General features: G+C 72.4%; 19 protein-coding genes. 10 read left to right on the top strand and 9 right to left on the bottom strand.

Annotation, left to right across the window (positions count from 1 at the left end):
• Positions 1 to 393: 393 nt before the first annotated feature.
• On the top strand, positions 394 to 1,092 hold the full coding sequence (locus tag AC2IPW_RS19715; RefSeq protein WP_486375444.1) for a DUF8020 domain-containing protein: 699 nt from the start codon (positions 394 to 396) through the stop codon (positions 1,090 to 1,092).
• Between the two features lie 400 nt (positions 1,093 to 1,492).
• Here AC2IPW_RS19715 and AC2IPW_RS19710 read toward each other — a convergent pair whose 3' ends face one another.
• The 5 genes from AC2IPW_RS19710 to AC2IPW_RS19690 form a co-directional block, all read right to left on the bottom strand.
• A complete protein-coding gene (locus tag AC2IPW_RS19710; RefSeq protein WP_486375443.1) occupies positions 1,493 to 2,794 on the bottom strand; it encodes a S1 family peptidase in 1,302 nt (433 codons plus the stop codon).
• 130 nt (positions 2,795 to 2,924) lie between these two features.
• The gene (locus tag AC2IPW_RS19705; protein WP_486375442.1) at positions 2,925 to 4,244 is read right to left on the bottom strand and encodes a S1 family peptidase; all 1,320 of its coding nucleotides are present in this window, start codon (positions 4,242 to 4,244) and stop codon (positions 2,925 to 2,927) included.
• Between the two features lie 92 nt (positions 4,245 to 4,336).
• Positions 4,337 to 5,833, bottom strand: a complete 1,497-nt coding sequence (locus tag AC2IPW_RS19700; RefSeq protein WP_486375441.1) for a hypothetical protein — start codon at positions 5,831 to 5,833, stop codon at positions 4,337 to 4,339.
• The gene (locus tag AC2IPW_RS19695; RefSeq protein WP_486375440.1) at positions 5,824 to 8,292 is read right to left on the bottom strand and encodes a LuxR C-terminal-related transcriptional regulator; all 2,469 of its coding nucleotides are present in this window, start codon (positions 8,290 to 8,292) and stop codon (positions 5,824 to 5,826) included. Before AC2IPW_RS19695 ends, AC2IPW_RS19700 begins: the two co-directional genes overlap by 10 nt.
• 3 nt (positions 8,293 to 8,295) lie before the next feature.
• Positions 8,296 to 10,092: an Hsp70 family protein gene (locus AC2IPW_RS19690; RefSeq protein WP_486375439.1), complete on the bottom strand. Its 1,797-nt coding sequence runs from the start codon at positions 10,090 to 10,092 to the stop codon at positions 8,296 to 8,298.
• 245 nt (positions 10,093 to 10,337) lie between these two features.
• Between AC2IPW_RS19690 and AC2IPW_RS19685 the strand changes: the two genes are divergently transcribed.
• The 3 genes from AC2IPW_RS19685 (at position 10,338) to AC2IPW_RS19675 (ending at position 16,020) form a co-directional block, all read left to right on the top strand.
• Positions 10,338 to 12,626 (top strand): IniB N-terminal domain-containing protein, encoded by a 2,289-nt coding sequence (locus AC2IPW_RS19685; RefSeq protein ID WP_486375438.1) that lies wholly within the window; start codon positions 10,338 to 10,340, stop codon positions 12,624 to 12,626.
• 119 nt (positions 12,627 to 12,745) lie between these two features.
• Positions 12,746 to 14,572 (top strand): dynamin family protein, encoded by a 1,827-nt coding sequence (locus AC2IPW_RS19680; RefSeq protein ID WP_486375437.1) that lies wholly within the window; start codon positions 12,746 to 12,748, stop codon positions 14,570 to 14,572.
• Positions 14,569 to 16,020 carry a dynamin family protein gene (locus AC2IPW_RS19675; protein WP_416061675.1) on the top strand — a complete coding sequence of 484 codons (1,452 nt, stop codon included), beginning with the start codon at positions 14,569 to 14,571 and terminating at the stop codon, positions 16,018 to 16,020. The genes AC2IPW_RS19680 and AC2IPW_RS19675 overlap by 4 nt, the downstream gene beginning before the upstream one ends.
• 73 nt (positions 16,021 to 16,093) lie before the next feature.
• On the opposite strand, the gene AC2IPW_RS19670 is transcribed toward AC2IPW_RS19675, so the two are convergent.
• Both AC2IPW_RS19670 and AC2IPW_RS19665 read right to left on the bottom strand, forming a co-directional pair.
• Positions 16,094 to 17,002: a type IV toxin-antitoxin system AbiEi family antitoxin domain-containing protein gene (locus tag AC2IPW_RS19670; protein WP_486375436.1), complete on the bottom strand. Its 909-nt coding sequence runs from the start codon at positions 17,000 to 17,002 to the stop codon at positions 16,094 to 16,096.
• A 169-nt stretch (positions 17,003 to 17,171) separates the two neighbouring features.
• Entirely contained in the window at positions 17,172 to 17,669 is a 498-nt protein-coding gene (locus AC2IPW_RS19665; RefSeq protein ID WP_450121280.1) for a hypothetical protein, read from the bottom strand.
• 239 nt (positions 17,670 to 17,908) lie between these two features.
• Here AC2IPW_RS19665 and dnaK point away from each other — a divergent pair, with 239 nt between their 5' ends.
• The 4 genes from dnaK to AC2IPW_RS19645 are packed head-to-tail and all read left to right on the top strand — an operon-like array spanning position 17,909 to position 22,016.
• Positions 17,909 to 19,753 (top strand): molecular chaperone DnaK, encoded by a 1,845-nt coding sequence (dnaK, locus tag AC2IPW_RS19660; protein ID WP_003938409.1) that lies wholly within the window; start codon positions 17,909 to 17,911, stop codon positions 19,751 to 19,753.
• Complete coding sequence (gene grpE, locus AC2IPW_RS19655) at positions 19,750 to 20,394, top strand: nucleotide exchange factor GrpE (RefSeq protein ID WP_289379443.1); 645 nt, start codon at positions 19,750 to 19,752, stop codon at positions 20,392 to 20,394. Before dnaK ends, grpE begins: the two co-directional genes overlap by 4 nt.
• Positions 20,395 to 20,427: 33 nt before the next feature.
• On the top strand, positions 20,428 to 21,609 hold the full coding sequence (gene dnaJ, locus AC2IPW_RS19650; RefSeq protein WP_371382379.1) for a molecular chaperone DnaJ: 1,182 nt from the start codon (positions 20,428 to 20,430) through the stop codon (positions 21,607 to 21,609).
• Entirely contained in the window at positions 21,609 to 22,016 is a 408-nt protein-coding gene (locus AC2IPW_RS19645) for a heat shock protein transcriptional repressor HspR (protein WP_003938406.1), read from the top strand. Before dnaJ ends, AC2IPW_RS19645 begins: the two co-directional genes overlap by 1 nt.
• 112 nt (positions 22,017 to 22,128) lie before the next feature.
• Here AC2IPW_RS19645 and AC2IPW_RS19640 read toward each other — a convergent pair whose 3' ends face one another.
• The gene (locus AC2IPW_RS19640) at positions 22,129 to 22,509 is read right to left on the bottom strand and encodes a hypothetical protein (RefSeq protein WP_003938405.1); all 381 of its coding nucleotides are present in this window, start codon (positions 22,507 to 22,509) and stop codon (positions 22,129 to 22,131) included.
• Positions 22,510 to 22,657: 148 nt separating this feature from the next.
• On the opposite strand from AC2IPW_RS19640, the gene AC2IPW_RS19635 reads away from it, so the two are divergent.
• Positions 22,658 to 23,290: a response regulator gene (locus AC2IPW_RS19635; RefSeq protein WP_486375435.1), complete on the top strand. Its 633-nt coding sequence runs from the start codon at positions 22,658 to 22,660 to the stop codon at positions 23,288 to 23,290.
• The gene (locus AC2IPW_RS19630; RefSeq protein ID WP_486375434.1) at positions 23,287 to 24,498 is read left to right on the top strand and encodes a sensor histidine kinase; all 1,212 of its coding nucleotides are present in this window, start codon (positions 23,287 to 23,289) and stop codon (positions 24,496 to 24,498) included. The genes AC2IPW_RS19635 and AC2IPW_RS19630 overlap by 4 nt, the downstream gene beginning before the upstream one ends.
• Here the strand turns inward: AC2IPW_RS19630 and AC2IPW_RS19625 are convergent.
• Positions 24,476 to 25,465 carry an LLM class flavin-dependent oxidoreductase gene (locus AC2IPW_RS19625; protein WP_054372660.1) on the bottom strand — a complete coding sequence of 330 codons (990 nt, stop codon included), beginning with the start codon at positions 25,463 to 25,465 and terminating at the stop codon, positions 24,476 to 24,478. The genes AC2IPW_RS19630 and AC2IPW_RS19625 overlap by 23 nt on opposite strands.
• Between the last annotated feature and the right edge of the window lie 102 nt (positions 25,466 to 25,567).

Below are 25,567 nucleotides of genomic sequence, written 5' to 3'. Positions count from 1 at the left end.
GGAAGTTACCGGCCGGTAGTTTAGTCTCGCGGTGCTGCGGCGCGGTGCCTGGTGGAGGTCGACCGCGTGGGGGGCGGCCGAATTGCCGCATCGCGCCGTAGCGTGAGTGTCCGCTCACGGTAAGCGTTAAACCTTTCGACTCATTGAGTCAGGCATACCTAACGTGCGGTAACCGGTCACGCTTCGGCATCTCTACTGCCGAGTCGGACAACAGACCGGCAACGGATTCGCCACATTCCGGACGCGACGATCGCTGTGATGTCGGTTATGATGCTGCGCGAGATGTGCTTCGCGCACCCGCGATCAGGGCCTACGGTGCGCAGGGGCGCATTGGTGTCAGAACTTGGGGGGCGTCCGTCGGGGGCGTGCGCCGAAGTCACAGAACGGAATCGAATGAAGTTCAGGAAGCTCGCCGCCGTGGCGGCGATGACCATCGCCGCCGTCGGCCTCACCGCCGGCACGTCCTACGCCGCACCCGCGGTCACGGCACCGGAGAAGATCAACTACGAGACCCAGGCGGAAGGCGACTCCGTCGTCACCGTCATCGACGCCGGTTCGTTCGCCGTGTCCGGCGACGGCAAGAGCGTGGAGGTCCAGAACGGTGACGGTGACACAGTCATCAGCCTGCCGCTCGCCATTCAGCTCGGCGACCTGCAGCTGCCCTTCGAGCGGGAGATCAGTGAGGACGGCAAGACCCTCACTCTCACCCCGGTCACCGACATGTCCCAGGCAACTCCGGTTGCCCCCGAGGACAAGGTGACCCCGGGCCTGACGCCCGTGGCCCTGAAGCTGCAGGACGTTGCTTCGCCTGAGGAGAACCTCAAGGCGCAGCAGAACTTCATCTCGCAGGTGGGTATGGCGACGGCGATCGGAGCCATTTCGGGTGCAATCATCGGCTGCATCATCGGCGGCATAATCGGTATCCCCGCGGCAGTAGTCCCCGGATTCATCGGCGGTTGTGCAGCGGGTGGTGGCGCCGGCGCCACTATCGGAACCTTCCTGGCCGGTGGACCGACTGCAGTCGTGGCCGGTATCGGCCTGGTTCAGGACCTCATGGCTCCTCCGGGCACGACGCAGTGGGCCGAAAAGTAAGCAAGTACGACTTCCTTCCCGTAAGGGCCCCGTCACCAACGCGGTGACGGGGCCCTTACATTTTCGGGTCAGTACTCACCATTTCAGCAGCAGGATTCTCGCAAAGTTCACCACGACATCGCCTGCCGCGACGATCAAGTTCAAGCCCAAAGGCACAAGCTCTGTTGACACCGGCCACTCACCTTCTGTCGAACCGGCCGTCGACGGACGCCGGGATATACAACAGTCCGGCTGCGGAGCACTCCACAGCCGGACCTCGGGACGCTCAGGATCCTAAACCGGTCGGATGGTATCCGGTCGTCGCGAACGGCGCGACACGCCGCACAGCACGAGGGCCCACCTCCGGATCGGAGGCGGGCCCTCGTCAGGCACTCAGCGTGAAGCTCTCACCCAGTGACGATCACCAGGTACGCACGCGCAGGCCGGGGTTCTCGGCGAGGATCGCGGAGATCGGCGTCGCGAACAACTCCGGCGACTCGCCGAGCAGTCCGCTGACCACGCCGGCGATCTCGCACATGCCGTACTGGCCGACGTTCGAGGCGCTGGAGATGCCCAGGGCGAGGGTGCCGGTGACGATCGTGCCGCCGCTGTCGCCCTGCAGGGCGCACAGGTTGGTGGAGAAGCCGTCCCGCAGCACGCGGTGGCCGACCTCGACGGTCTGACCCGACGCGGTCACGACACCGCAGCTGTAGCCCGAGCGGACGCCGGACTTGCACGCGGGGGCGCCGACGACGGGCTCGGCGATACCGGTGATCGGCAGCGGCGCCGCGAGCGGCACCCGCACCCCGTTGTTCTCGAACCGCCCCTGTGCCTCGCCGGTGGGCCGGACCAGGGCGTAGTCGTGACCGTCCAGGCTGGTCTTCTCGAAGGTGCCGACCTGCTGGCCGAGCTCCTCGCCGATCAGGTGGTACACCTTCGACGCGAACTCGGTGCCGGCCGACGGCCGGTTCGGGTCGCAGTGCCCGGCGGTGATGTTGACCGGCCGGTCCGAGCCGTCGACGGCGTTGAAGCCGAGCGAGCAGCGCAGACCCTCGCCGGCACCGAGAGCGGCATAGGCGTCGCCGCCGAACAGGGCCGTCGGGGCCGCGAGATCGGCGACGGGCTGCAGGTCTCCTGCGGCCGGCTCCGGGACGAGCGGTGCGGGCGCGAACAGCACCCGGGCGCCCTGCAGGAAGTCGGGCAGCTGGATCCCGGCGACGTTCTCGGTGCGCAGCACGACGTCGTTGTGTACGACGTCGATGGCAACGCCGCGAACCAGGTCGGCGACGGCGGGCGGCTGGGTGGCCAGCCAGTCGTTCAGCGCCTTCAGCTCGTCGCGCAGTTCCGTCTCGGTCCGGTCGGTGTCCTCGACGGTGAATCCGACGTCCTCGGCGGCCTCACGGGCAGCGTCGTAACCGTCACCCTCGGTCAGCCCCACCTTCGGCGTGCCGTCCTGCTCGAGCCACACCCCGGAGAACACGGCAGCGAACTTCTCCCGCGCCGTCTCGGCGAAGCGGGCCAGCTCCTGGCTGCGGGCAGCGTCCGTCAGGTACCGCTCGGGGCTCATCTGCAGGTCCCGGGCCAGCGCCTCCACGAGTTCGTTCGGCAGCGCCGTCGCCTCGATCGGGGCCGGTTCGGCCTGGGCGATGGCGGCGGCAGGGCCGAACAGCATGAGCGCTGCCGAACCGTAGACCGCTGCTCGACGGGCGAAGGAGCGTCGCATGGATGCCTTCCTCGTTGATCTCCGCGACGGTGCGTGGAGATACCGGCCCCGGGCGGGCCGGTGCTGGACGGGACGATCATATGGGGTCGGCCGCGCGAACACCCAGCCGCGCGGCGTGGCGCGGGACCGGTCAGGCCGCGGCGCCGGTGCGCACCCGCGCACCGGTCTCGGCCTCGATGTCCTGGATCGCGATGCCGAGGCTGGAGGTGCCGCCCTGCGGCGCGAGGACGAGGTTGGCCTCGACGCAGTCCGGGGCGCCGGAGCTGTTGGAGCCGCTGATCACCCCGAGCGCGAGGGTGCCGGTGACGATGGCACCGCCGCTGTCGCCGGAGAGGGTGCAGACGGTGGTCGCGAAGCCCCGGATCGTGGTGCTCGTGCCGTCGGCGCGGACCAGCTGGGTCTCGATCCGGTCGGCGGCGACGATGCCGCACGTGAAGTACGACGACTGCCCGGACTTGCACACCGGGGCACCGGCGACGGGCGCCGCGGTGCCGGTGACGGTGAGCGTCGAGCCGTTGCCGCCGCGGATCACGGGCCGGTTCAGGCCGACGTCCACGCCCGCCTGGTCGAGGCCGATGATGCCGTAGTCCAGGGTGCTGCCCTCGTCGACGGTCGAGCGGGTGAACGCGCCGATCTTCACGCTCTCGTCGATGTTCTCCCGGTTGGGCAGGTAGACGGTGGAGCCGCCCTCCTCGCGGGCGACCGCGTCGCAGTGACCGGCGGTGATGTTGACGGCTGATCCGTCGGCGTCGACGGCGTTGAAGCCGAACGAGCACACGCCGATGCGGTCGAGCGGCGTCGAGCGGACGTCACCGTCGGCGGTGATGTAGGTGTCGCCTCCGAGCGGGCCCGGCTCGTTCGGCGGCTGGCCGGGGGTGAGCATGACCTGGACGTTGGCGATCAGCGTCGGCAGGTTCAGGGCGCGGCCGGCGGGGCTGTTGGCGATGTCGACGATCAGACGGTTGTTGAACACGTCGATCGACGTGGAGTTCACCTGGGAGGCCAGTTCGCGGGGCAGCGCGGCGACCCAGCGGTTCAGCTCGGCGAGGGACTGCTCGAGCCCGTCCGCGGACACCGGCGCGACGGTGGCGTGGTAGCCGTCGTTCTCGGCCTGCCGGGCCGCGTCGGGGTTGGTGACCGCGACGACAGGCCGGCCGTCGGTGCCCAGCCATGCCCCTGCGAAGTCGTCCGGCCGTTCGGCGCGGAAGGTGCGCGCGTAGTCCGCCAGTTCCTGGGCGCGCTCGGACCGCTCGAGGTACTCGTCGGCGCTGATCTTCAGGTCCCGGCTGATGGCCTCGACGAGTTCGGCGGGCAGCTGATCCGCGGGCAGCTGGTCGGCGTGGGCGGTCGCGGCGAGCGGCCCCGCCAGCAGCAGTGCCGACGCCGCAGCGACGACGACACGGCGGACGGTGGTACGAGCAGCGGCGCGCGACGCCGACGAGTAACGCATGGGGGCCCTTCGAGAATGAGTTGACGGGTTTCGTGCGTGATCGTGTCGCGGGAGCGAGCACGACCGTGTGACAGCGTACGGGACGGTGGGTATCACTCCGGTGCCTCCGAACTGGTGGTGTCCGTTGGGTCCGGTTCCGTGGTTCCGGTGGGGGTCGACGTGGACGTCGTGGTCGGCGCGACGGTCGTGGTGGCGGTAGGGGTCGTCGTCCGGGTGGGCCGGTTCCGGTCGCGGGTGGCCTCGCTCGTGGTGGGTTCGGTAGTGGTCGAGCGCGTGGTGGTGGGCGCCGGGCGGGACGTGGTGGACCGGACCGACGGTGCGACCGCGGCGGTGGATAGCGGTTCGGTGACGACGGGCCCGGCGTCGACGGGCCCGGAGTCGACGGCGACCGGCGCCGCGTCGGGGGTGGCCGCCGGGGCGGCGGTGGTGCCGGTCGGTGTCCCGGTGGTCGACGGCACCTGCACGGCGCTCGACAGCGACTCGTAGGCGGCGCCCGCCTCCCGTACCGGGGTGCCGGCCGGGGTGTCCCGCAGCGAGAACACCAGGGCACCCAGTCCCACGAGCAGCGCGACGGCTGCCGCGACGGCGCCGCTCACGACGAGCCGGTTGCGCGGGGCGGGGTCCGGCTCGGCGGGCGTCCGGTCGGTGACGGTCGTCGCGACGGCGTCGACAGGGGGTTCGGTGGCGACAGGCGGTTCGGTGGCGACAGGGGGCTCGAGCGGTGTGCGTGCGGCGGCGCCCGAACGGACCGCCGGGATGATCCGGGTGGCGCCGACCATGTCTGCCGATCCGGCCGCGGCGGCGAGCGCCGCGCCCCGCACCACCGTATGCTGCGGCTGCGGGGGCAGCACGCACCGCACGCCCATCCCGGCCTTCACGGCCTGCGCGACGAGTTGTGCCGCCGACGGGTCCATGGGGTCCTCGGTGCTGATCACGACGGCGTCGAGGTTGCTGACGAGCCAGCCGAACGCACCGAGCGCGGCCGACAGCTGCGAGGGCACCGACGGGGCGTCGCCCTCGGGATAGCGGAACGCGCGGCCCGCGGCGACACCGGAACGCACGAGCGTCACCGTCGATCCGCCGGCGTCCAGGTGATAGACGGCGACGAGCCGGCCGCTCTGCTGCGCGACCCGCGCCTCGAACCACGCCGCGACGGCCTCGGCGTCCGACACCAGGGCGACGTGCCGCAACCCGACGTAGTCGAGGGCGTTGCGCAGTACTGCGACGGTAGCCGGCGACCATTCGGTGGGATGCGCGGCGGCCACCGTCGCCGGGGAGTCGCCGACCAGGGATGCGGCGTCGGCGAGGAGGCATTCCATCGCGGTCGCCACGAGGTCCTCGGCGCGGGAGAGCGCCCCGTCCTCGGCGCGCACCCCGGCCGGATCGCCCACCCGGTCGACGAAGCCGGAGAAGGAGCTGCACACGCCGGTGCCGGGGTCGCGGACGCCGAGCGTCGCCGTGCCGTCGGAGTGCAGGTGCAGGCGGGTGAGGCGTTCGACCGGTTCGGGGTCGGGACGGATGCCCTCGGCGGAGGTGACGGCCACGGCGGACACGACGGTGCCGACTCTCAGGCCCACGCCTACGGACATGCGGAAGTCCCCCCGTTCCCACTGGTTGCCGGTTGCCGAGCCTCGGCCCCGTGCCCGAGCGCACGGAGCATCGAGATGAGCTCCGATCGCGAGCCGGCGCCGAGCCGCCGCCGGATGCGCGCGACGTGATGCTCGACAGTCTTCGCGGAAATGTACAGGCGGGACCCTACTTCGCGGTAGGTCAGTCCGGCGACGACGAGGTCGGCGACCTCCGCCTCCCGATCCGACAGGGGACTCGGGGCCGTCGGCGCCTCGGCCGCGGGTGCCGGTGCGGCGGTGCGCGGCCCGGCGGACGGGTGCCGCACGGCCCGCGCGACCTGCAGCAGGGCCGTCGCCGCCGCGGTGTCGTCCACCCGCAACGCGGCCTCGCCGGCCAGTCGTGCTCCGTCCCAGGGCAGGCCGATCGCGGCGAGCGACTCCGCGGCCGCCTGCACCCGCACGGGGTCGACGTCGCCCTGCAGCACCCGCAGCCACGCCTGACCGGCCCGCGCCAGGGCTGACGCGTAGGCGGTGGACTCCGCCGCCGCCCCGAGCGCGCGGGCGTGTGGCAACAGTTCCGCGGGTCGGTCCGCGGCGATGGCCGCCTGCACCCCGTACCAGTGCAGCGTCGCGCCCCACAGGGGCGGTTCGTCGAGGGTCGACAGGAGATCCTGCGCCTGAGCGATCAGATGGGCGATGCGGTCGGCCTCGCCGAGCCGGACCGCCGCGAGCCACAACTCACCGAGGGGCAGCAGGCTCAGCAGGTCCACCGAGTACTCGGTCACCACGCCCTGCGCCGCGGTCCAGGCGGCGGTCAGCGCGCCGACGTCGCCGCCGCGGCGGGCCAGGCCCACCCGCAGCCCGTGCAGGAACAGCTGGTCCCGCTGCTCGGTGACCGCGGAGGCGAGCTCGTCGGCGGCGGCCGTGGCGGCCGGCAGATCGCCGCCGACGAGCGCCGTCCAGGCCGCGAGCAGGCGGTGCCGCACGGAGGGCACGGTGGTGGCGCGGCCGAGCACGGCGGCGGCATGGGCGAGTTCGCCGGAGTGCAGGCACAGCAGTGCCGTGACTGCCTCCGGGGTGTCCGGCAGCAGCCGTGTCCGGTCGCCGGCGCCGTGCACGGACAGGGCCCGCGTGAGGCTGTTCATCGCGACGCGCCCGTCGCCGCCGACGGACTCGCGCAGGCCGGCAGCCAGCAGCTGAGCGGACGCCGCGGACGACGTCGGTGCCGGCGCAGCCGTGCCGAACCGGGCAGCGGCGCCGGGACGGCCCGCGGCGAGCAGCACCGTCGCGGCGATCGGCGCATCGGCGCCCGCGCGTTCCGGGCCGAGCCACTCGTACAGATCCGCGCTGCGGCCGAGCATGCCGCGGCGCGCGGCGACGGTCGCGGCGATGCGGGTCGCGGCGGTCAACTCGTCGCCGGGCAGGGTCGCGGCGCGGTCGAGCAGCCGGTCGGTGAGCTGGGCGGCGGTAGCGAGATCACCTGCGAGCCCGGCGGTCTCGGCGCGGCGCACCTCGAGCGCGTCGGCGTCGGCCCCGGCGCGGATGGCGGCGTCGTACAGCGCGAGGGCCTGCGCGGGCGCGGCCTCGGCGGCGAGGGTCACGAGAAGGTCCGCGAGGCGGGCGTCGGCCACGCCCGCGTCGGCGAGGGCTCGGGCGGCGTCGGCAGACATTAGCCCCGCGTCGAGACGCAGCGTCGCCAGCCGGTGCGCGAGCGTGCGGACGCCGTGGGACCCGAGGACGGTGGCGGGCACCGCGGCGGCCGCGGGGATCGGGACGTCGCCGTCAACGGTGAGCAGACCGCTGGCCCGCGCGGCGTCGACGAGTTCACGCGCGCGGTCCGCCTCGACGCCGAGGACGGGGGCGACCTCGAGGGGATCGAGGGTGCCGCCGAGGGCGGCGAGCACCAGCACCCGAGGCAGGTCCGGGTCGCCGCCGGCGAGCCGGTCCCGGACGCGGGCCGCGGCGACCCGTCGGGGATCGGTGCCGTCGCGCAGTGCGACGAGAGCCGCGTCCACGACGTCGCGGGTCCCGCCGGTCAGGCGGTGCACCGCGCGTATCGGTTCCGGGCGCGGCGTGAGTCCGAGAGTTGCTGCCCGACCGGCGATTTCGCGAGGGCTGAGGGGGCGCAGTTCGACGAGCGCCGAATGCGCGCCGAACGCGGACGACAACGCGCGCAGATCGCTGCGGTGCGGCCGCGGCTCCGTCGCGACGACCACCGCCCGCTCGCCACGCCGCACCTGCTCGGCGAGCGCGAGGACGGACTCGGCGGGCAGGGTGTGCGCGTCGTCGACCACCAGCGCCGACGTCGCAGACGAATCCGGATCGGTGCCGACGGTGAGGCCCCGCTCGGCGAGCGTCTGCCGCACCGAGGACAGCAACGCGGACTTGCCGCTGCCGGCGGGACCGGTGAGCAGCAGCCGGGGTGGGCTCGCGGCGACGGCCTGCGCGACGTCGCGCGGCAGGGAAACAGTTTGCGGCATCGGTCAGTTGCCGAGGAGTCCGCCGACACCGTCGACGACGCCACCGACGGCACCGCCGACCCCGTCGACGACACCGCCGACCGCGTTGCCGGCGCCGCCGACGACCGCACCGGCACCCTGACCGGCACCGCCGAGGGCGTCACCGACCTGCGAACCGTAGTTCGGCGCGGGCGCCGGGGCCGGTGCCGGTGCCGGAGCGGGTGCCGGAGCCGGAGCGGGGACGACCGTGGTCGTGGGGACGGGGGCACCCGGAGCGACGGTTCCGGGAGCAGGGGCTCCCGGCGCCGGCGCTGCCGGCGCCGCACCGGGTGCGGAGGTGCCGGCAGGAACAGACCCGGCAGGGGCGACGGTGCCCGGCGCCCCGGGCGTCGCCGCCGTGGCCGCGGCCCGGGTACCCGGTGTCGTCCCGGGCACGGCACTGCTCGTGCCGGACCCCGTGGTCGCGGTCGTCGCCGGCCCCCCGGCCGAGGCGGGGGTCGCGCCCGGGACGGTCGCGGAGGTGGAGACGCCCGCGCCGGCCTCCGAGGCGTCGGAGGTGCCGAGCGTTCCCACCGCGAGGCCACCCGCACCGAGCACGACGAGCGCAGCGGCCGCGGCCCCCGCGAGCACGTAGCGCCGCGACCGGGAGGGGGCCGGAGCCGCGGCGGCCGGAGTCGCGGTGGGGACGACTGCCGGGCGAACCGGCGAGATCGCTTCGGTCCGCCGGTCCGTCGTCACGGGCAGCACGGTGGTGGGTACGTCGTCGTCCGCCGGGGCGGCGACCGCGGCTCCCGCCCGCGGCTGAGCCGCCCCGAGGGCTGCGGTGTGGGCCGGATGCGGCCCGGCCGCCACCGCGACGCCCAGCTCCGCCGAGAGCAGCTCGGCGACCAGGGGGATGGCGCCGCCGCCCCCGGTGAGCAGCACCCGCCCCACATCCGACGGCTCGACCCCGGCCCCGCGCAGGGCCTCGTGCACCAGCGCCATCGACTCCTGCAGCGGGCCGCGAGCCAGTTCCTCGAACTCGTCGCGGACGAGACGCACGTCCCGCCGCACACCGGGCAGATCGATCGCGACGACCGTCTCGGTGTCGGTCGACAGCTGCTCCTTCGCGGTCCTCGACCGGGTACGCAGCTCCGCCAGCGCCGCCGTCATCGGCGCGGCGAACGGATCGAAGTCGGGGACGTCGTCGCGCACCGTGTCCAGCAGATGGGTGGTGACCAGATGGTCGAGGTGGCCGCCGCACACGTCCTCACTCGCGATCGGGCGGCCGAGAAGAACCGGCTCGGCGCCGGTGCGTACCACCGAGACGTCGAGGGTGCGGGCGCCCAGGTCGTAGACGACGACCACACCGTCGTCGAGGGAACCCTGGGTGGACTCGAGCCAGCGCACCGCGGCGATCGGCTCGGGCATCAGCGTCACGTCCGCGAGCCCGGCCTGCGCCAGGGCCTCGCGCAGCGCGTCGACGGTGTAGCCGGCCCAGGTCGCCGGATGCGCCACCGTGATCGTGGGGGCCTCCGGCAGGTCGAGCGAGGCCTCGTGCACCAGGCAGCCGATCGCCGTCGCGGTCAGGTCCGCCCCGGAGTACGACGCTCCGTTGTCGGCGAGCACCCCGACCGGGTCCCCGACGCGGCTCACGAAGTCGGTGAACACCAGTGCCCCCGGAGCGGCCGGACGGTGACCGAGGTGCGGTGCGTCGTCGGGGGGAAGGTGCAGTTCGCTGGCACGGGAGAGGACGACCGGGCGGTACGTGTCGGCGCGATCGAACGCGGTGGCCGCCACCGAATCCGCCGAACCGATCGTGACTCCGAGCCCTGCTGCCATGTCGTTTCGCTCCCTGTTCGGGGCGGACGTGTCCGCCGTGTCGCGTTGAATGTCGTCATCGGACACGATCTCGTTAGCCCGATACGAGACCTTCGACCCTGGTGCGGGGGCGATCCCCCTGTCCGCCCCGATCCCCTAACGCGCACCCCCGTACGGGCCCCGGACCGATGGGGGTCTCGGCCCCCTTGGGCGGGGGACCGGCCGTTCGTAGCGTGAATCGCAGAACACCGACCCCAGGAGATGCGATGTCCACCAACGCTGTGCTCGACTTCATCCTCAGCCTGCTGCGCGACGAGGAGGCCCTCGCCCGCTACTGCGCGAACCCCGACGCCGCCCTGGCCCAGGCCGGACTGGCCGACGTGTGCCACGCCGACATCGTCGCCGTCGCACCCCTGGTCGCCGACAGCGGACTGTTCGCGGGCACGGCCGCCGAACTCACCGCGGCACTCGGCGGGGCGGCGGGCGCGGCCGGCGCCATCGGTGCCGGTGCGGCCGGAGGTCTCGCCGGGGGCCTGGCCGGCGGTGCGGGCCTCGGTCTCGCCGGCGGTGCCGGCCTCGGTCTCGCCGGTGCTGTCGGCGGTGGACTCGGCGGCGGGCTCGGCATCGACACCGACTTCGCGGCCGAGCTGGCCGCCGGTCTCACCGGCACGCTGGGTGCGGCGCTGGAACTCGGCGGCGAACTCGGTGCCGCACTCGGCGCGGCGTTCGGCGCGGCCCTCGGTGCGGGCGGTGCCCTCGGCGGCATCGGTTCCGGTGCCCTCGACCTGGCGGGCGACCTCGACCTGGGCGCGGTGCTCTCCGGTGCACTCGCCGGCGGCCTCGGACTCGATGCCGCAACCGGCGTCGTCGCCGATCTGGGCGCGGCGCTCGATGCGGCGGTCGGGGCGACGGCCGGTACGGCGCTCGACCTGTCCGGTGCGCTCGAAGCCGCCTTCGGGGTCGGTGGCGAGCTCGGTGGTCAGCTCGGTGGGGCGCTGGGCGGGCTGCTCGACACGGCACTCGCCGCGGGCGGTGACTTCTCCGCCGCCGTCGAGGCGGCACTCGCCGGGGGCGCGGATCTCGCGACGGCGGTCGGCGCGACCCTCGGCGGGGCGCTCGGCCTGGGCACCGAACTCACCGCCCAGCTCGGTGGCGCCCTCGACTCCGTCCTCGAGCTCGGAACCGGCCTCGCCGGTGGTCTGGACCTCGACGCCCTTACCGGCGTCACCGCCGGACTCGGTGCCTCGTTGTCTGCGCTGCTCGAGACCGGCGGCTCCGTCGCCGGTGATCTCGGCGGCACGCTCGGTGCCGTGCTCGAGGCCGGCGCCGACGGAGGGCTCGTCGGGGGCATCGACCTCGGCGCCCTCCTCGGCGGCGACGCCACCGGCGGCCTGGACCTCGGCACCGCGGTCGGCGGGCTGCTCGGCGGCGCACTCGGCCTCGAGAACTCTGCCACCCTCGAACTCGGCAACGCCCTCGACGTCGCGCTCGACCTGTCCGCATCCGTCGAATCGAGTGCCGACGGCACCCTGTCCGCGGTGCTCGGCTCCGCGTTCTCCGTCGGCGGGGAGGCCGGCGCGAACCTCGGTTCCGCGCTCGGTGGCGTGCTCGAGGCGGGCCTCGGTGGCACCGTCGACTCCACCGCGGACCTCGGTTCGCAGCTGGCCACCGCTATCGGCGGCGGTCTGGGCGTCGACGCCGACCTGACGGGTCAGCTCGGTTACGCCCTCGACGGTGCGCTCGACCTCGGCGGGCAGCTCGCCGGCGGCGGCGAGGCGGCGGGCGATCTCGCCGGTGGTCTGAGCGGTGGCCTGGATACCGTCGCCGACCTCGGCGCCGGACTCGGTGGGGGCCTGACCGGCGGTCTCGGCGGGGCGGCCGACCTGGGCGGGGAGCTGGCCGGTGGACTGACCGGTGGACTCGACAGCGCCGCGGATCTGGGTGCGGGTCTCGGTGGGGGCCTGGCCGGTGGTCTCGACAGTGCCGCGGATCTGGGTGCGGGTCTGACGGGCGGTCTCGGCGGGGCCGCGGATCTGGGTGGCGAGCTGGCCGGTGGCTTGACGGGTGGGCTCGACAGTGCCGCGGATCTGGGTGCGGGTCTCGGTGGGGGCCTGACCGGTGGTCTCGGCGGGGCGACCGACCTGGGTGGCGAGCTCACCGGTGGCCTGGACAGCGCGACCGACCTGGGCGGCAGCCTCGGTGCCAACCTCGAAGGCGCCGCGGGCGGCGCGTCGCAGCTCGGGGGCGCCGTCACCGGCGGTATCGAGGGCGCCGTTACCGGCGGTGTCGAGGGTGCCGCCGACGCCGGCGGCTCGCTCGGTGCCGGCCTCGGCGGTGCGGTCGAGAGCACCTCGCAGCTCGGCGGCCAGCTCTCGGGCACCGCCGACGGCGCGACCGGTGCCTGGTCGTCCATCGACGCCGGTGACGCCTTCGGCAGCGCCGGCGGCACCGGTGGCCTGTTCGGTTCCGCCGAAACCGGTGCCGACTTGCACGGTGGGATCGACGCCGGCGCCGGCGCGGACACCGACCCGGACTTCGACACCTTCCTCGGCTGACTCACTGCACGGACCCCGATGCCGGCCCCGCGTGCACCACGCGGGGCCGGCGTTCTTCGCAGAGGACATAATCTCGGTGCAGCCCGCACTCCGACAGAAGGCGAGTCGAAGCGATCACCATGCACACGTCCTCCGCAGATGCCGCCGCTCGCCGCGCGGCCCTCGTCGACCTGATCGACGCGGCCGCCGAACACATCCGCGCCGCCGAGCGCGGAGACCTCGCCACCAGGCTCGACGCGGCGCGCACCCGCGTCGTCGACCCACGCCTGCGGGTCGTCGTCGTCGGCCAGCTCAAACAGGGCAAGAGCCAGTTCGTGAACTCGCTCCTCAACCTCGAGGTGTGCTCGGTCGGCGACGACGAGACCACCGCCGTCCCCACCGTCGTGCAGAACGCGGACCGCACCTTCGCCGAACTCGTGCTCGCCGAGCCCGGCCGCGAGCCCGTCCGGGTGGACCTGCCCGTCGACGAGCTGCAGCGCGTCACGCCCGCCACGCCGCGCGCGGGTGGCCGCGAGGTGCTCCGCCTCGAGGTGAACGTGCCGAGCCCGCTGCTCGCCGACGGACTCGTCCTCGTCGACACGCCCGGTGTCGGTGGACACGGAAACCCGCACGCCGCAGCGACATTGGGACTGCTGCCGGCGGCCGACGCGGTGTTCGTCGTCTCCGACGCCAGCCAGGAGTTCACCGAGCCGGAACTGAGCTTCCTGCGGCAGGTGCTGCAGCTGTGCCCGGCCGCGGCAGTGTTGATCACCAAGACGGACCTGTACCCGCACTGGCGCGAGATCGTCGCCGCGGACCGTGGGCACCTGCAGCGCGCGGACCTCGACGTGCCCCTGCTGCCCGTCTCGTCGCTGCTGCGCAGTCACGCCCTGCGCCTCGACGACGCGTCGCTGCACGAGGAGTCGGGCTTCGAATCGGTCTACGGATTCCTCCGCGAGCGGGTCGTCGCGCGCGGGGCCGACGTCGCCCGGCGTTCCGTCGCGCTGGACGTGAAGTCGGTCGTCGAGCACGTCGCCCTGAGTCTGGGCAGCGAGCTCGCGGCGCTGCGCGATCCCGAGACCGGTGCGGCGGCCGTCGCGGAACTGCAGCGGGCCAAGGCCACCGCGGAGGCGCTGCGCACGCGGGCCGCCCAGTGGCAGCAGACCCTGGCCGACGGGATCGCCGACCTCGCCGCCGACATCGACCACGACCTGCGGGACCGGCTGCGCCGCGTCACCCGCGAGGCCGAAGCCACCGTCGACGAATGCGACCCGGGCGAGGAGTGGCCCCGGATCGGGGAATGGCTCGGGGAGCAGGTCGCCGAGTCCGTCGGCGACAACTTCGTGTGGGCCCACGAGCGTTCGGTGTGGCTCGCCGAGGTCGTCGCGGGGCACTTCGCCGACAGCGGTGCCGTGGACCTGCCCGATCTGCACCTCGGCGACCTCGAGGGACTGCTCGAGCCCGTCTCCCGGCTCTCGGACCTCGAATCGGGCCGCATCGGTGTCGGCCAGAAGATGCTGGTGGGAATGAAGGGCTCCTACGGCGGCGTGCTCATGTTCGGGCTGATCACCACGCTCATGGGTATGGCCCTGGTCAACCCGATCTCCGTCGGCGCGGGAGTTGTGCTCGGCACCAAGGCCTATCGCGACGACAAGCAGGCACGCATCGCCAAGCGCCGCGCGGACGCCAAGGTCGCCGTTCGCAAGTTCACCGACGACGTCGGGTTCCAGGTGGGCAAGGAGTCGAAGGACCGGCTCCGGCTGATCCAGCGCCAGCTGCGCGACCACTTCACCGAGCTGGCCGAGCAGACGTTGCGGTCGCTGTCGGAGTCGCTGCGCGCCGCGCAGGAGGCCGCGACGGTCGAGGAAGCGCAGCGGCAGCGTCGCGTCGCCGAACTCGAGACGCACGTGCGGGCGTTGACCACGCTGCGCGAACGGGCCGCACAGCTGGCCGGGGTCGACGCGTGAGTGTCGAGCAGGCCCGCGAACTCGTCGCGGCCGCGCGTGCCCGGTACGGAAGCGACCCGCGCGCCGCCGAGCAGCTTGCGCTGTGCGCGGCGCGGCTCGAACAGCCGCTGCGCGTCGCGCTCGCCGGATCGCTCAAGGCCGGCAAGTCGACGCTGCTCAACGCCCTCGTCGGACAGGACATCGCCCCCACCGATGCCACCGAGTGCACGCGCGTCGTCACGTGGTATCGCAGCGGCTCGACCCCCTCGGTGACCGCCCACTACGACGGCGACCGGATCCTGCCGGTGCCGGTGCAGCGCCGCGACGGCCGGCTCACCTTCGATCTCGGTGAGCTGACCGCGGACCGGGTGGACCGGATCGACGTCGAATGGCCGGCCAGTGCGCTGTCCCAGACCACGATCATCGACACACCGGGCACGTCGTCGCTGTCACAGGACGTCTCGGCCCGGACGTTCGAGCTGCTGACCCCCGACGACGACGCCTCCGGCGCCGACGCCGTCGTCTACCTCATGCGCACCCTCGGGGCCGCCGACGTGCAGTTCCTCGGCCGGATCGGCCAGCACGTGGGCGGCGAATCCGGCCCGCTCGGCGTGATCGGTGTGGTCTCGCGTGCCGACGAGGTCGGCGCGGGCCGGATGGACGCGATGATGTCGGCCAAGGAGGTGGCAGCCCGGTTCGCCGGCGAGCTCGAGCGCACCGGACTGTGCCAGGCCGTGGTGCCGGTCGCGGGGCTGCTCGCGCTGGGCGCGCGGACGTTGCGGCAGAGCGAGTTCGCCGCGTTCGAGGCGCTCGCGCAGGTGCCGTCGCAGGACCTCCAGGTGGCGATGCTGTCGGCGGATCGGTTCGCCCGTCCCGACATCGCGCTGCCCGTCGACCCGGGCACCCGGGCGCACCTCGTCGACCGGTTCGGCCTGTTCGGGATTCGCATGGCCGTCACGCTGATCGTTCTGGGCGTGCGGGACTCGCCGACGCTGGCCGCGGAACTGGTGGCGCGCAGCGGGCTCGACGAGCTGCGCCAGGTGATCGACGTGCAGTTCGGCCAGCGCGCCGATCAGCTCAAGGCCCATTCGGCGCTGATGTCGCTCGAACGGGTCCTGCGCGCCCACCACGACGGCCCTCTGCTCGCCTCCGTGCAGCGGCTGCTCGCCGACGTCCACGGTTTCACCGAGCTGCGCCTGCTCGGCCGTCTGCGCTCGACCCGGGTCACGCTGAGCGAGGACGACGTGCTCGAACTGCAGCGGCTGATCGGTGGTTTCGGTATCGGCCCGGCCCAGCGCCTGGGTCTCGCGCCGGATGCGACCGTCGCCGAGATCCACGCCGCGGGTGTCGCCGCCGTCCGCACCTGGCGCGCCCGCGCCGAGCACCCCCTGCTCGACCGGTTCACCGCGAACGCGTGCAGCGTGGCGGCCCGCAGCGGCGAGGGCATCCTCGCCGACGTCGCAGGCTGATGCGCGCGTCGGTGCCTCTTGCGCGCGTAAGAACCCGCGCAAGAGGCACTTTCGCGCGCAAGGCTCGTGGGCTTCAACGTCGCGCCCGCTGTGCCGCCTGTTCGAACCGCGCCTGCACGACATGGAAACGGAACAGATCCGGCCACGTCCACCGGATCACCTCCAAGCCGAGCTGCCGGATGGCGTCCTCCCGCAGCTTTTCCCGGCGGACGATCTCGGCGGTCGCACCGGGCTCGTCGGCACCGTACTTTCCCATGCCGTCGAACTCGCCGGCGATTCCCTCCCAGTAGAAGTCGGTGCGCGCGACGAACCGGCCTTCGCCGGTCCGCAGCTCGTGCTGCAACTGCGGCCGGGGCATCCCGATTTCGAGAATCCGCAGCCTGCTGAGGGATTCACCCGGGCTTTCGCTACGTCCGTCCAGGAAGGGCACCACCCGCCGTGCGGAGGCGACGCCGGCCTTCGTCCCCGCGGATGACAGCGCGGCGGACAGCGCGCCGGGGTCGACACGGCGCAGGCGCAGTGCCGAGTCGCCGATCACCGTGGCGCGGTCCGCGGGCAGGGTGCGGGCCAGATCGACGACGGTGCGGGCGGCGGACGTGACCGGCAGTCCGTCGCACTTGGCGATCTCGTCGGCGGCACAGCCACCGACGTGGACGTGCAGGTGGGGAGTCCGGCGGCCCCCCGACGTGCGTCCGCGGGTGACGTGCACGCGGGAGAGGTCCACGTTCCACAGGTCGAAGCCGTGGAGGACGGCGGCCGAGACGTGGCTGAAGACCGCGTCGGCGTCCAGCGTGGGAGCCACGGCCTCCAGGCGCAGCCGATGCCGGTCCACGTCGTCGAGGCCGTCGGTCTCGTCCCGGCGAAGATAGATGCCCGGAGCGATCTTCCGCAGCCGTCCCGTTCGCAGGGCGTTGCGAAGTTCGGCAGGTGTGTGTCCGGAGGCGATCAGGGCCGCGCGCCGTAGTGGAGTCGGGTTGTTCATACCGCTCAGCGTGCGGTCTACCTCCGTCCGTGATGCGCGCTCAGCGCGCGTGCGGGCGGGATCTGTGGACGAAGCCGCCGGTTGTGGACAACTCCTTGCGCGCGTCGGTGCCTCTTGCGCGCGTAAGAACGAGCGCAAACGGCACTTTCGCGCGCGACGAGCCGTGAGGTCAGCGACGCCAGGCCGCGACGGCGCCGACGACGGTGAGCCCGGCCCACAGCAGGGGAGCCCACAGCAGGACGCCGGCGGTGGCGTCGCCGGCGTCGGCGAGGACGCTGCGGGCGGCGACGGCCGTGGCGACGGTGGCGGTGGAGACGACGGCGAGCGCGGGGCGGGCCCAGGGCCGGCCGCGGCGCAGCAGTTCGAGGAAGACGGCGGCGAGCGCGACGAGGAGCAGGCCGGCGGCGGCGAAGCCGGCGAGGGTGAGGGCGACGGTGTCGGCGATGCTCTCGGCGGTGGTGCCGGGGTTGGCGCTGCGCAGGGACTGCTCGAGGGCGTCCCGGACGGATTCGCGGTCGAGGTAGACGGCGCCGAGGAGACCGGCGAAGACGACGAACGACAGGACCCAGGCCGAGACCGCGGCGCCGATGCGCGGGCCGGGTGTGTCGGCGGTGCGGAGCGGGGTGACCGAGAACTCCGGGCGCGGCGGCTGCGGACGTGTGCTCACCCCGGGATCGTAGCTTCCGGCATTTCGTGTGATGCGAATCACGGCGGGAACAACCTGCGGTGGTGTGCCGTTGGAGAAGGCAGACAACTTGAGCGACTACGACTCAACTTTGACTTGACTGGGGATTCCCGGCGGGTGCAAGCTTGAGTCGACTGCGCTCAGCTGAGTCGGATCGGCTCAGGTTGTGCATGAACACCCATGTGGCACGGACGTGCCGCAGCGAAGAATGGAGAAGCACTATGGCTCGTGCGGTCGGTATCGACCTCGGAACCACCAACTCCGTCGTTTCCGTGCTGGAGGGCGGCGAGCCCGTAGTCGTCGCGAACTCCGAGGGATCGCGCACCACCCCGTCGGTCGTGGCCTTCGCCAAGAACGGCGAGGTGCTGGTCGGCCAGCCCGCCAAGAACCAGGCGGTCACCAACGTCGATCGCACCATCCGTTCGGTCAAGCGCCACATCGGCACCGACTGGAGCGTGGAGATCGACGGCAAGAAGTACACCTCCCAGGAGATCAGCGCGCGCACGCTCATGAAGCTCAAGCGCGACGCCGAGGCCTACCTCGGTGAGGAGATCACCGACGCCGTCATCACCGTCCCCGCCTACTTCGAGGACGCGCAGCGCCAGGCCACCAAGGAGGCCGGGCAGATCGCCGGTCTGAACGTGCTGCGCATCGTCAACGAGCCCACGGCTGCCGCCCTCGCCTACGGCCTGGACAAGGGCGAGAAGGAACAGACCATCCTGGTCTTCGACCTCGGCGGCGGCACCTTCGACGTGTCCCTGCTCGAGATCGGCGACGGCGTCGTCGAGGTCCGCGCGACCTCCGGCGACAACCACCTCGGCGGTGACGACTGGGATCAGCGCGTCGTCGACTGGCTGGTCGAGAAGTTCAAGGCGCAGCACGGCGTCGACCTGACCAAGGACAAGATGGCCCTGCAGCGTCTGCGCGAGGCCGCGGAGAAGGCGAAGATCGAGCTGTCGAGCTCGCAGTCGACGTCGATCAACCTCCCGTACATCACGGTCGACGCGGACAAGAACCCGCTGTTCCTCGACGAGCAGCTCTCGCGCAGCGAGTTCCAGAAGATCACCTCCGATCTCCTCGACCGCACGCGTGCACCGTTCCAGCAGGTCATCAAGGACGCCGGCATCTCCGTCAAGGACATCGACCACGTCGTCCTGGTCGGCGGCTCGACCCGTATGCCCGCCGTCACCGACCTGGTACGCGAGCTGACCGGTGGCCGTGAGCCCAACAAGGGCGTGAACCCGGACGAGGTCGTCGCCGTCGGCGCCGCCCTCCAGGCCGGCGTCCTCAAGGGCGAGGTCAAGGACGTGCTGCTGCTCGACGTCACCCCGCTGTCCCTCGGCATCGAGACCAAGGGCGGCGTGATGACCAAGCTCATCGAGCGCAACACCACCATCCCGACCAAGCGGTCGGAGACCTTCACCACGGCCGACGACAACCAGCCGTCGGTGCAGATCCAGGTCTTCCAGGGTGAGCGCGAGATCGCGGCGCACAACAAGCTGCTCGGCTCGTTCGAACTCGGAGGCATCGCCCCGGCTCCGCGCGGCGTCCCCCAGATCGAGGTGACCTTCGACATCGACGCCAACGGCATCGTGCACGTCACCGCGAAGGACAAGGGCACCGGCAAGGAGAACACGATCAAGATCCAGGAGGGCTCCGGCCTCTCCAAGGAGGAGATCGACCGGATGATCAAGGACGCCGAGGCGCACGCCGAGGAGGACCGCAAGCGTCGCGAGGAGGCCGAGGTCCGCAACCAGGCCGAGTCGCTCGTGCACCAGACCGAGAAGTTCCTGCAGGAGAACGCGGACAAGGTCGCTGCCGACGCCAAGGGCAAGGTCGAGGCCGCGATCAAGGAGACCAAGGACGCCCTCGCCGGCACCGACATCGGTGCGGTGAAGACCGCCGTCGAGAAGCTCGCGACGGAGTCGCAGGCCCTCGGTCAGTCCCTGTACGAGTCGCAGGCCGCCGACGCGGGTGCTGCCGCCGGTGACGGCGCGGCTGCGGGCTCGGACGACGTCGTCGACGCCGAGGTCGTCGACGAGCCGACCGACTCGGAGAAGAAGTGACGGCGGGGCAGCCCGAGCAGGAGCCGGTGACCGTCACCGACAAGCGTCGGATCGACCCCGACACCTTCGAGGTGCGCGACCCGGACGCCGGGTCGCAGCCTGTGGAGGAGGCGGACACCGAAGCTCCGGCTGCGGGAGAACACGAGGAGGCCGCGCTCGCGGCCGAGCCGTCGCCCGAATCGGCTCAGCTGGCCGAGCGCACCGCGGACCTGCAGCGCCTCACCGCCGAGTACGCCAACTACCGGCGTCGGGTGGAGCGCGAGCGGGTGGCCACGACCGAGGCGGCCAAGGCCTCGGTGGTCACCCAGCTGCTCGACGTCGTGGACGACCTCGACCGGGCCCGCGCGCACGGCGACCTCGAGCAGGGGCCGCTGAAGTCGGTGGCGGACAAGCTGACCGGCGTCCTGTCGGGCCTGGGGCTCCAGGCCTTCGGTGACCCGGGCGACGCCTTCGACCCGGAGATCCACGAGGCCGTGCACATGGAGGGCGACGGCGCCAATCCGGTGCTCGACACGGTGCTGCGCAAGGGATACCGGCTCGGTGAGCGGATCCTGCGGCACGCGATGGTGACCGTGACGGACACGGTCCCCTCGGGCGACGCACCGGCCGAAAAGCCGGATTCCGGTGCGGACAACGAGTAAGTACAGAGAAGAAGCGAGAGGAGGAGACACCCGGTGAGCCAGAGGGAGTGGATCGAGAAGGACTTCTACAAGGAGCTGGGTGTCTCCTCCGACGCGTCGGCCGACGACATCAAGAAGGCCTACCGCAAGCTGGCACGGGACCTGCATCCCGACGCCAACCCCGGGGACACCAAGACGGAGGAGCGCTTCAAGGCGGTCAGCGAGGCGTACGCCGTGCTGTCCGATCCGGCCAGGCGCAAGGAGTACGACGAGACCCGCCAGATGTTCGCCTCCGGCGGCTTCGGCGGCGGATTCCGTCCCGGTGCCGGTAGCGGAGGGTTCTCCGGCGGCACCACCACCTTCGATCTCGGCGACCTGTTCGGCGGCGGGGGTGGTGGGGCCGGCGACCCCGGTCTCGGCGATCTGTTCGGCGGTCTGTTCAACCGCGGCGGCGGTGGAGGCGCGCGCACCACGTCGCGACCCCGTCGCGGGTCGGACGTGGACGCCGAGACGACGCTGGACTTCCGCGACGCAGCGCTCGGGGTGACCGTCCCGCTGCGGCTGACCAACCCGGCGCCGTGCACCACCTGCCACGGCAGCGGTGCCCGTCCCGGCACCAGCCCGCGGGTGTGCCCGCGCTGCAACGGAAGTGGCATCGTCTCGCGCAACCAGGGTGCGTTCGGATTCTCCGAACCGTGCGACGACTGCCGGGGCACCGGTTCGATCATCGACGAGCCGTGCACCGACTGCCGGGGGTCCGGTGTCCAGAACCGCACCCGCACCATCACGGTGCGGATCCCACCCGGGGTCCGGGACGGCCAGCGCATCCGGCTGGCCGGCCAGGGCGAGGCGGGACTGCGCGGCGCCCCGTCCGGTGACCTGTTCGTCACCGTGCACGTCCGCGCCGACAAGGTCTTCGGCCGCGACGGCGACGACCTGACGCTGGTCCTGCCGGTCAGCTACGGCGAACTGGTGCTCGGCACCACCGTCTCGGTTCCCACGTTGGAGGGACGGGTCGGGCTGAAGATCCCGGCCGGCACCGCCGACGGGCGGGTGCTGCGGGTGCGCGGGCGCGGCGTCCCGAAGCGCGGGGGCGGCGCCGGTGATCTGCTGGTGACGGTCAAGGTGGCCGTGCCCCAGCATCTGGACGATCAGGCGATCGAAGCGCTGCGGGCGTACATGCACGCGGAGCAGGCGAACGGCTTCGATCCACGGGCGGGCTGGGCAGGTGCATGATGAGCGAGAACCGCAACCGGAACGATTCGCCGATGGACCCCGACGCCCGGGTCTATGTGATCTCGGTGGCGGCGGAACTGGCCGGCATGCACGCGCAGACACTGCGCAACTACGACCGGCTCGGTCTGGTCACCCCGCACCGCACCCGCGGTGGTGGACGCCGCTACTCGCCCCGCGATGTGGCGCTGCTGCGTGAGGTGCAGCGCCTGTCGCAGGACGAGGGCGTGAACCTCGCGGGCATCAAGCGGATCATCGAGCTGACCAATCAGGTCGAGGCCCTGCAGCAGCGGGTGACGGAAATGGCAGCCGAGATCGCGCAGCTGCACGCGTCGCGCCGGGCGCTGGTGCCGATACCACGCAGCAACGCGCTGGTAGTCTGGAAGCCGAAGCACCAGCGCGACAGGTAGCCCCGGTCAGCCTCTGCATTCACCCGATACCGTTGTGGCCGAATGTCACATCGCGTCGATTCGATCGACGCGATGTGACATTCGGTCGTTACGCGGTGCGGCCGTTCGGCTGTCAGGTGGGGTCCTGAAGCGACACCGAGTAGTGCGCGCACATGTGCGGGAAGCGCCGGTCGATCTGCGTGTGGACGACGTATCCCTCGTCCGGTTCGATGCGGGTGCCGTCGACGCTGCTGTCGCCGTATCGGTACGTCTGGGCGAGGAAGATCGCGCGGGCGCCGCCGGGTAGTGAATACGTCAGCCGGATCCCGATCCCGAGGTCGTCGCCGGTGCTCGCGGCGACGGTCGCGGCTTCGCCGGGCCGCAGCGACGGCGGCGGTGGAAGAACCCACCGGCCCTCGGGCAACGCGCTGTCGCGCAGCACCATCGGCTCGCTCGTGTCGTTCCTGATGGTGAGTGCGACGCTGGGGCACGCGACCGGGTTGCGGGTGTGCATCGGATGCTCGGGACCCTCCTGCTCGGGGATGCCCCAACTATGCGCCGCCTCCCGGCGCCGGTCTGTCCCCCGACCGGATGCGTCGAGGGGGAATTCCCGTGTCCCCCGACCGGGGGACACGGAAAGCGTGCCCGTGCCACGATGAGGTATGCCCGTGCGCGTGGTGGTCGGCGACGACCACCCCCTGTTTCGCGACGGGGTGGTGCGGGCATTGTCCGGCAGCGAACGGATCGAGGTGATCGGCGAGTCCGGGGACGGTGCCGTCGCCCTGGATCTGATCCGCACCCACCGGCCGGACGTGGCCCTGCTCGACTACCGCATGCCGCACCTCGACGGTGCCGCGGTGGCCGCCGCCGTCCGGCGCGACGGGTTGCCCACGCGAGTGCTGCTGCTGTCCGCGCACGACGACGCCGCGATCGTCTATCACGCGCTGCAGGAGGGCGCGTGCGGATTCCTGCCCAAGGAGTCGACGCGCGCCGAGATCGTCGCGGCGGTGCTCGACTGCGCGGACGGCCGCGACGTGCTGGCCCCGGAGCTGGCCTCCGGGCTGGTCGCGGAGGTGCGCCGGCGCAGCGAACCGTCCGGGCCCGCGCTCAGCGACCGGGAACGGCAGGTGCTGACGATGATCGCCCAGGGCCGGTCCGTTCCGTCGATCGCGGCGCAGCTGTACCTGGCGCCGTCGACGGTGAAGACACACGTGCAGCGCCTCTACGAGAAGCTCGGGGTGTCCGATCGGGCCGCGGCGGTGGCGGAGGCGATGCGCCGGGGAATGCTCGAGTGAGCGACCGGGACGCCGCGGTCGGGGACTACTCCGGCGACACGGTCCGCTGGGTGGCGATGCTGCGGCTGCCGCTGATCGCGCTCATGGCCCTGGTGGGCCCGGTGATCGTGGTGGCGCACTGGCTGCCCGTCCTGTTCCTGACCGTCCTCACCGGCTACGCCCTCGCGGCGCTCGGGTGGCTCGTTCTGGTGCTCCGCGGGCCCGTCCGGCACTCGTGGTGGGCTCCCACGCTGGTCGACATCGTCGCGCTGCTCGGCCTGTGTGCCGCCTCCGGCGGTGCGACGTCGGTGCTCCTGCCGGTGTTCTTCCTGCTGCCCGTCACCGTCACGTTTCTGCACCGGCCCTGGTGGACGGCGGCAGTCGGCGTCGCCACCGCCACAGGCTTCCTGCTCGTGTGGTTGTTCTACGCGGTCCGGGACGACGGTGTCGATCTGCCCGCGGTGGTGTACCTCTACTTCGGTTTCATGGTGTGGCTGGCTGCCGCGATGACCGGTCTGTCCGTGGTGCTCGGGCACCGGGCGGACGCGGTCGCCGCGCTGCTGGCCACGCGGCGACGGCTCGTCACCGAGGCCCTCGACGCGGAGAGCCGCGAACGGCAGTTGCTCGCCGAACAACTGCACGACGGTCCTCTGCAGAACGTGCTCGCCGCCCGCCTGGACGTGGAGGAGGCCGGCGAGCGGCGTCCCGACGACGCGCTGCTCGCCGCGGACACCGCACTGCGCGAGGCCGCCCGGCAGTTGCGCTCGACCGTGACGACGCTGCACCCGCAGGTGCTGTCGCAGCTCGGGCTCGCCACTGCGCTGCGCGAGCTGGCCGAGCAGAGCGCGCGACGCGGCGGGTTCGCCGTCGACGTCGTCGTCGACGGGTCCTTCCCGCGCGAGGAGGCGCTGCTGTTCTCCGTGGCGAGGGAGTTGCTCGGAAACGTCGTCAAGCATGCGAAGGCGACGTCGGTGCGGGTGCGGCTGGTGCGCCGCGGCCCCGACATGGTGCTCGAGGTGGCCGACGACGGCTGCGGGTTCGACCCGGCGACGCTTCCCGACCGGGTCGGGCAGGGACACATCGGACTGGCGTCGCACGTGCTGCGCGTCGAGTCCGTCGGCGGTACCGCCGTGGTGCGGTCGGCGCCCGGCGACGGGACGACGGTGACCGTCACCGTCCCGGCCGCCGAGCCCGACGGCGCGGCCCTCAGGCCGGGACGAGCCCGCTGACCTGGGCCAGCAGTTCGAGCGAGCGCAGCCACGCCTTGCGGCCCGGCGCCGACGACACGACGATCAGTTCGTCGGCCTGCGCGCGCTCGGTGAAGCGGTCGAGATAGTCGCGCACCTCGCCCGGGGTACCGACGGCGGTGTAGCGCAGCATCTGCAGCACCTGCTGCCCGGCGGGGGCGTCGAGCAGCATCTCGACCTCCTCGTCGGTGAACGTGCGGCCCCGGCCGAGCATCTGCCGGATGCGCTGCCGCTTGGTGGCCTCGAACAGGGCGTCCGCCTCGTCCGTGGTGTCCGCGGCGATCACGCCGACGCCCGCGACGACGTACGGCTCGGACAGTTGCTCGGACGGCTGGAACTCGCGCCGGTACAGCGCGACGGCGTCCTCGAGCGCCTGCGGCGCGAAGTGCGACGCGAACGCGTACGGAAGACCGAGCAGCGCGGCGAGTTTCGCCCCGAACAGCGACGAGCCGAGGATGTACAGCGGCACGTTCGTGCCCTTGCCGGGGACGGCGTCGACGCCCGGGATGCGGGACTGCCCGCGCAGGTAGGCCTGCAGCTCGAGCACGTCCTGCGGGAAGCTGTCGGCCGACGACGGGTCGCGGCGCAACGCCCGCAGCGTGTTCTGGTCGCTGCCGGGGGCGCGACCGAGGCCGAGGTCGATGCGACCCGGGTGCAGGGTCTCGAGGGTGCCGAACTGCTCGGCGATGGTCAGCGGCGAATGGTTGGGCAGCATGATGCCCCCGGCGCCGAGCCGGATTGTGGAGGTGTGCGCGGCGACATGCGCGATCAGCACGCTGGTGGCCGACGACGCGATGGTCGGCATGTTGTGGTGTTCGGCGTACCAGATGCGGTGGTAGCCCCATTGCTCGGCGCGCTGCGCCATGTCCACGCTCGCGGCGAAGCTGTCGCGCGCGGTTTCGCCACGGCCGATGTGAGCCAGGTCGAGAATCGATAGTGGTGTGGTCACCGGGATCCTTCGCGTGTCCGGGGCCCGGTGTCGGGATCCGGGCACACGATCGGTCCAACCACCCCGGCCGGTCCGCTATTCCGTGACGTGCGCCTCGTCGCC

Source organism: Rhodococcus sp. NS-SX18, assembly GCF_057367935.1.
Note: the sequence above shows the minus strand (reverse complement) of the source record. Positions and strands in the feature narration are given on the sequence as shown.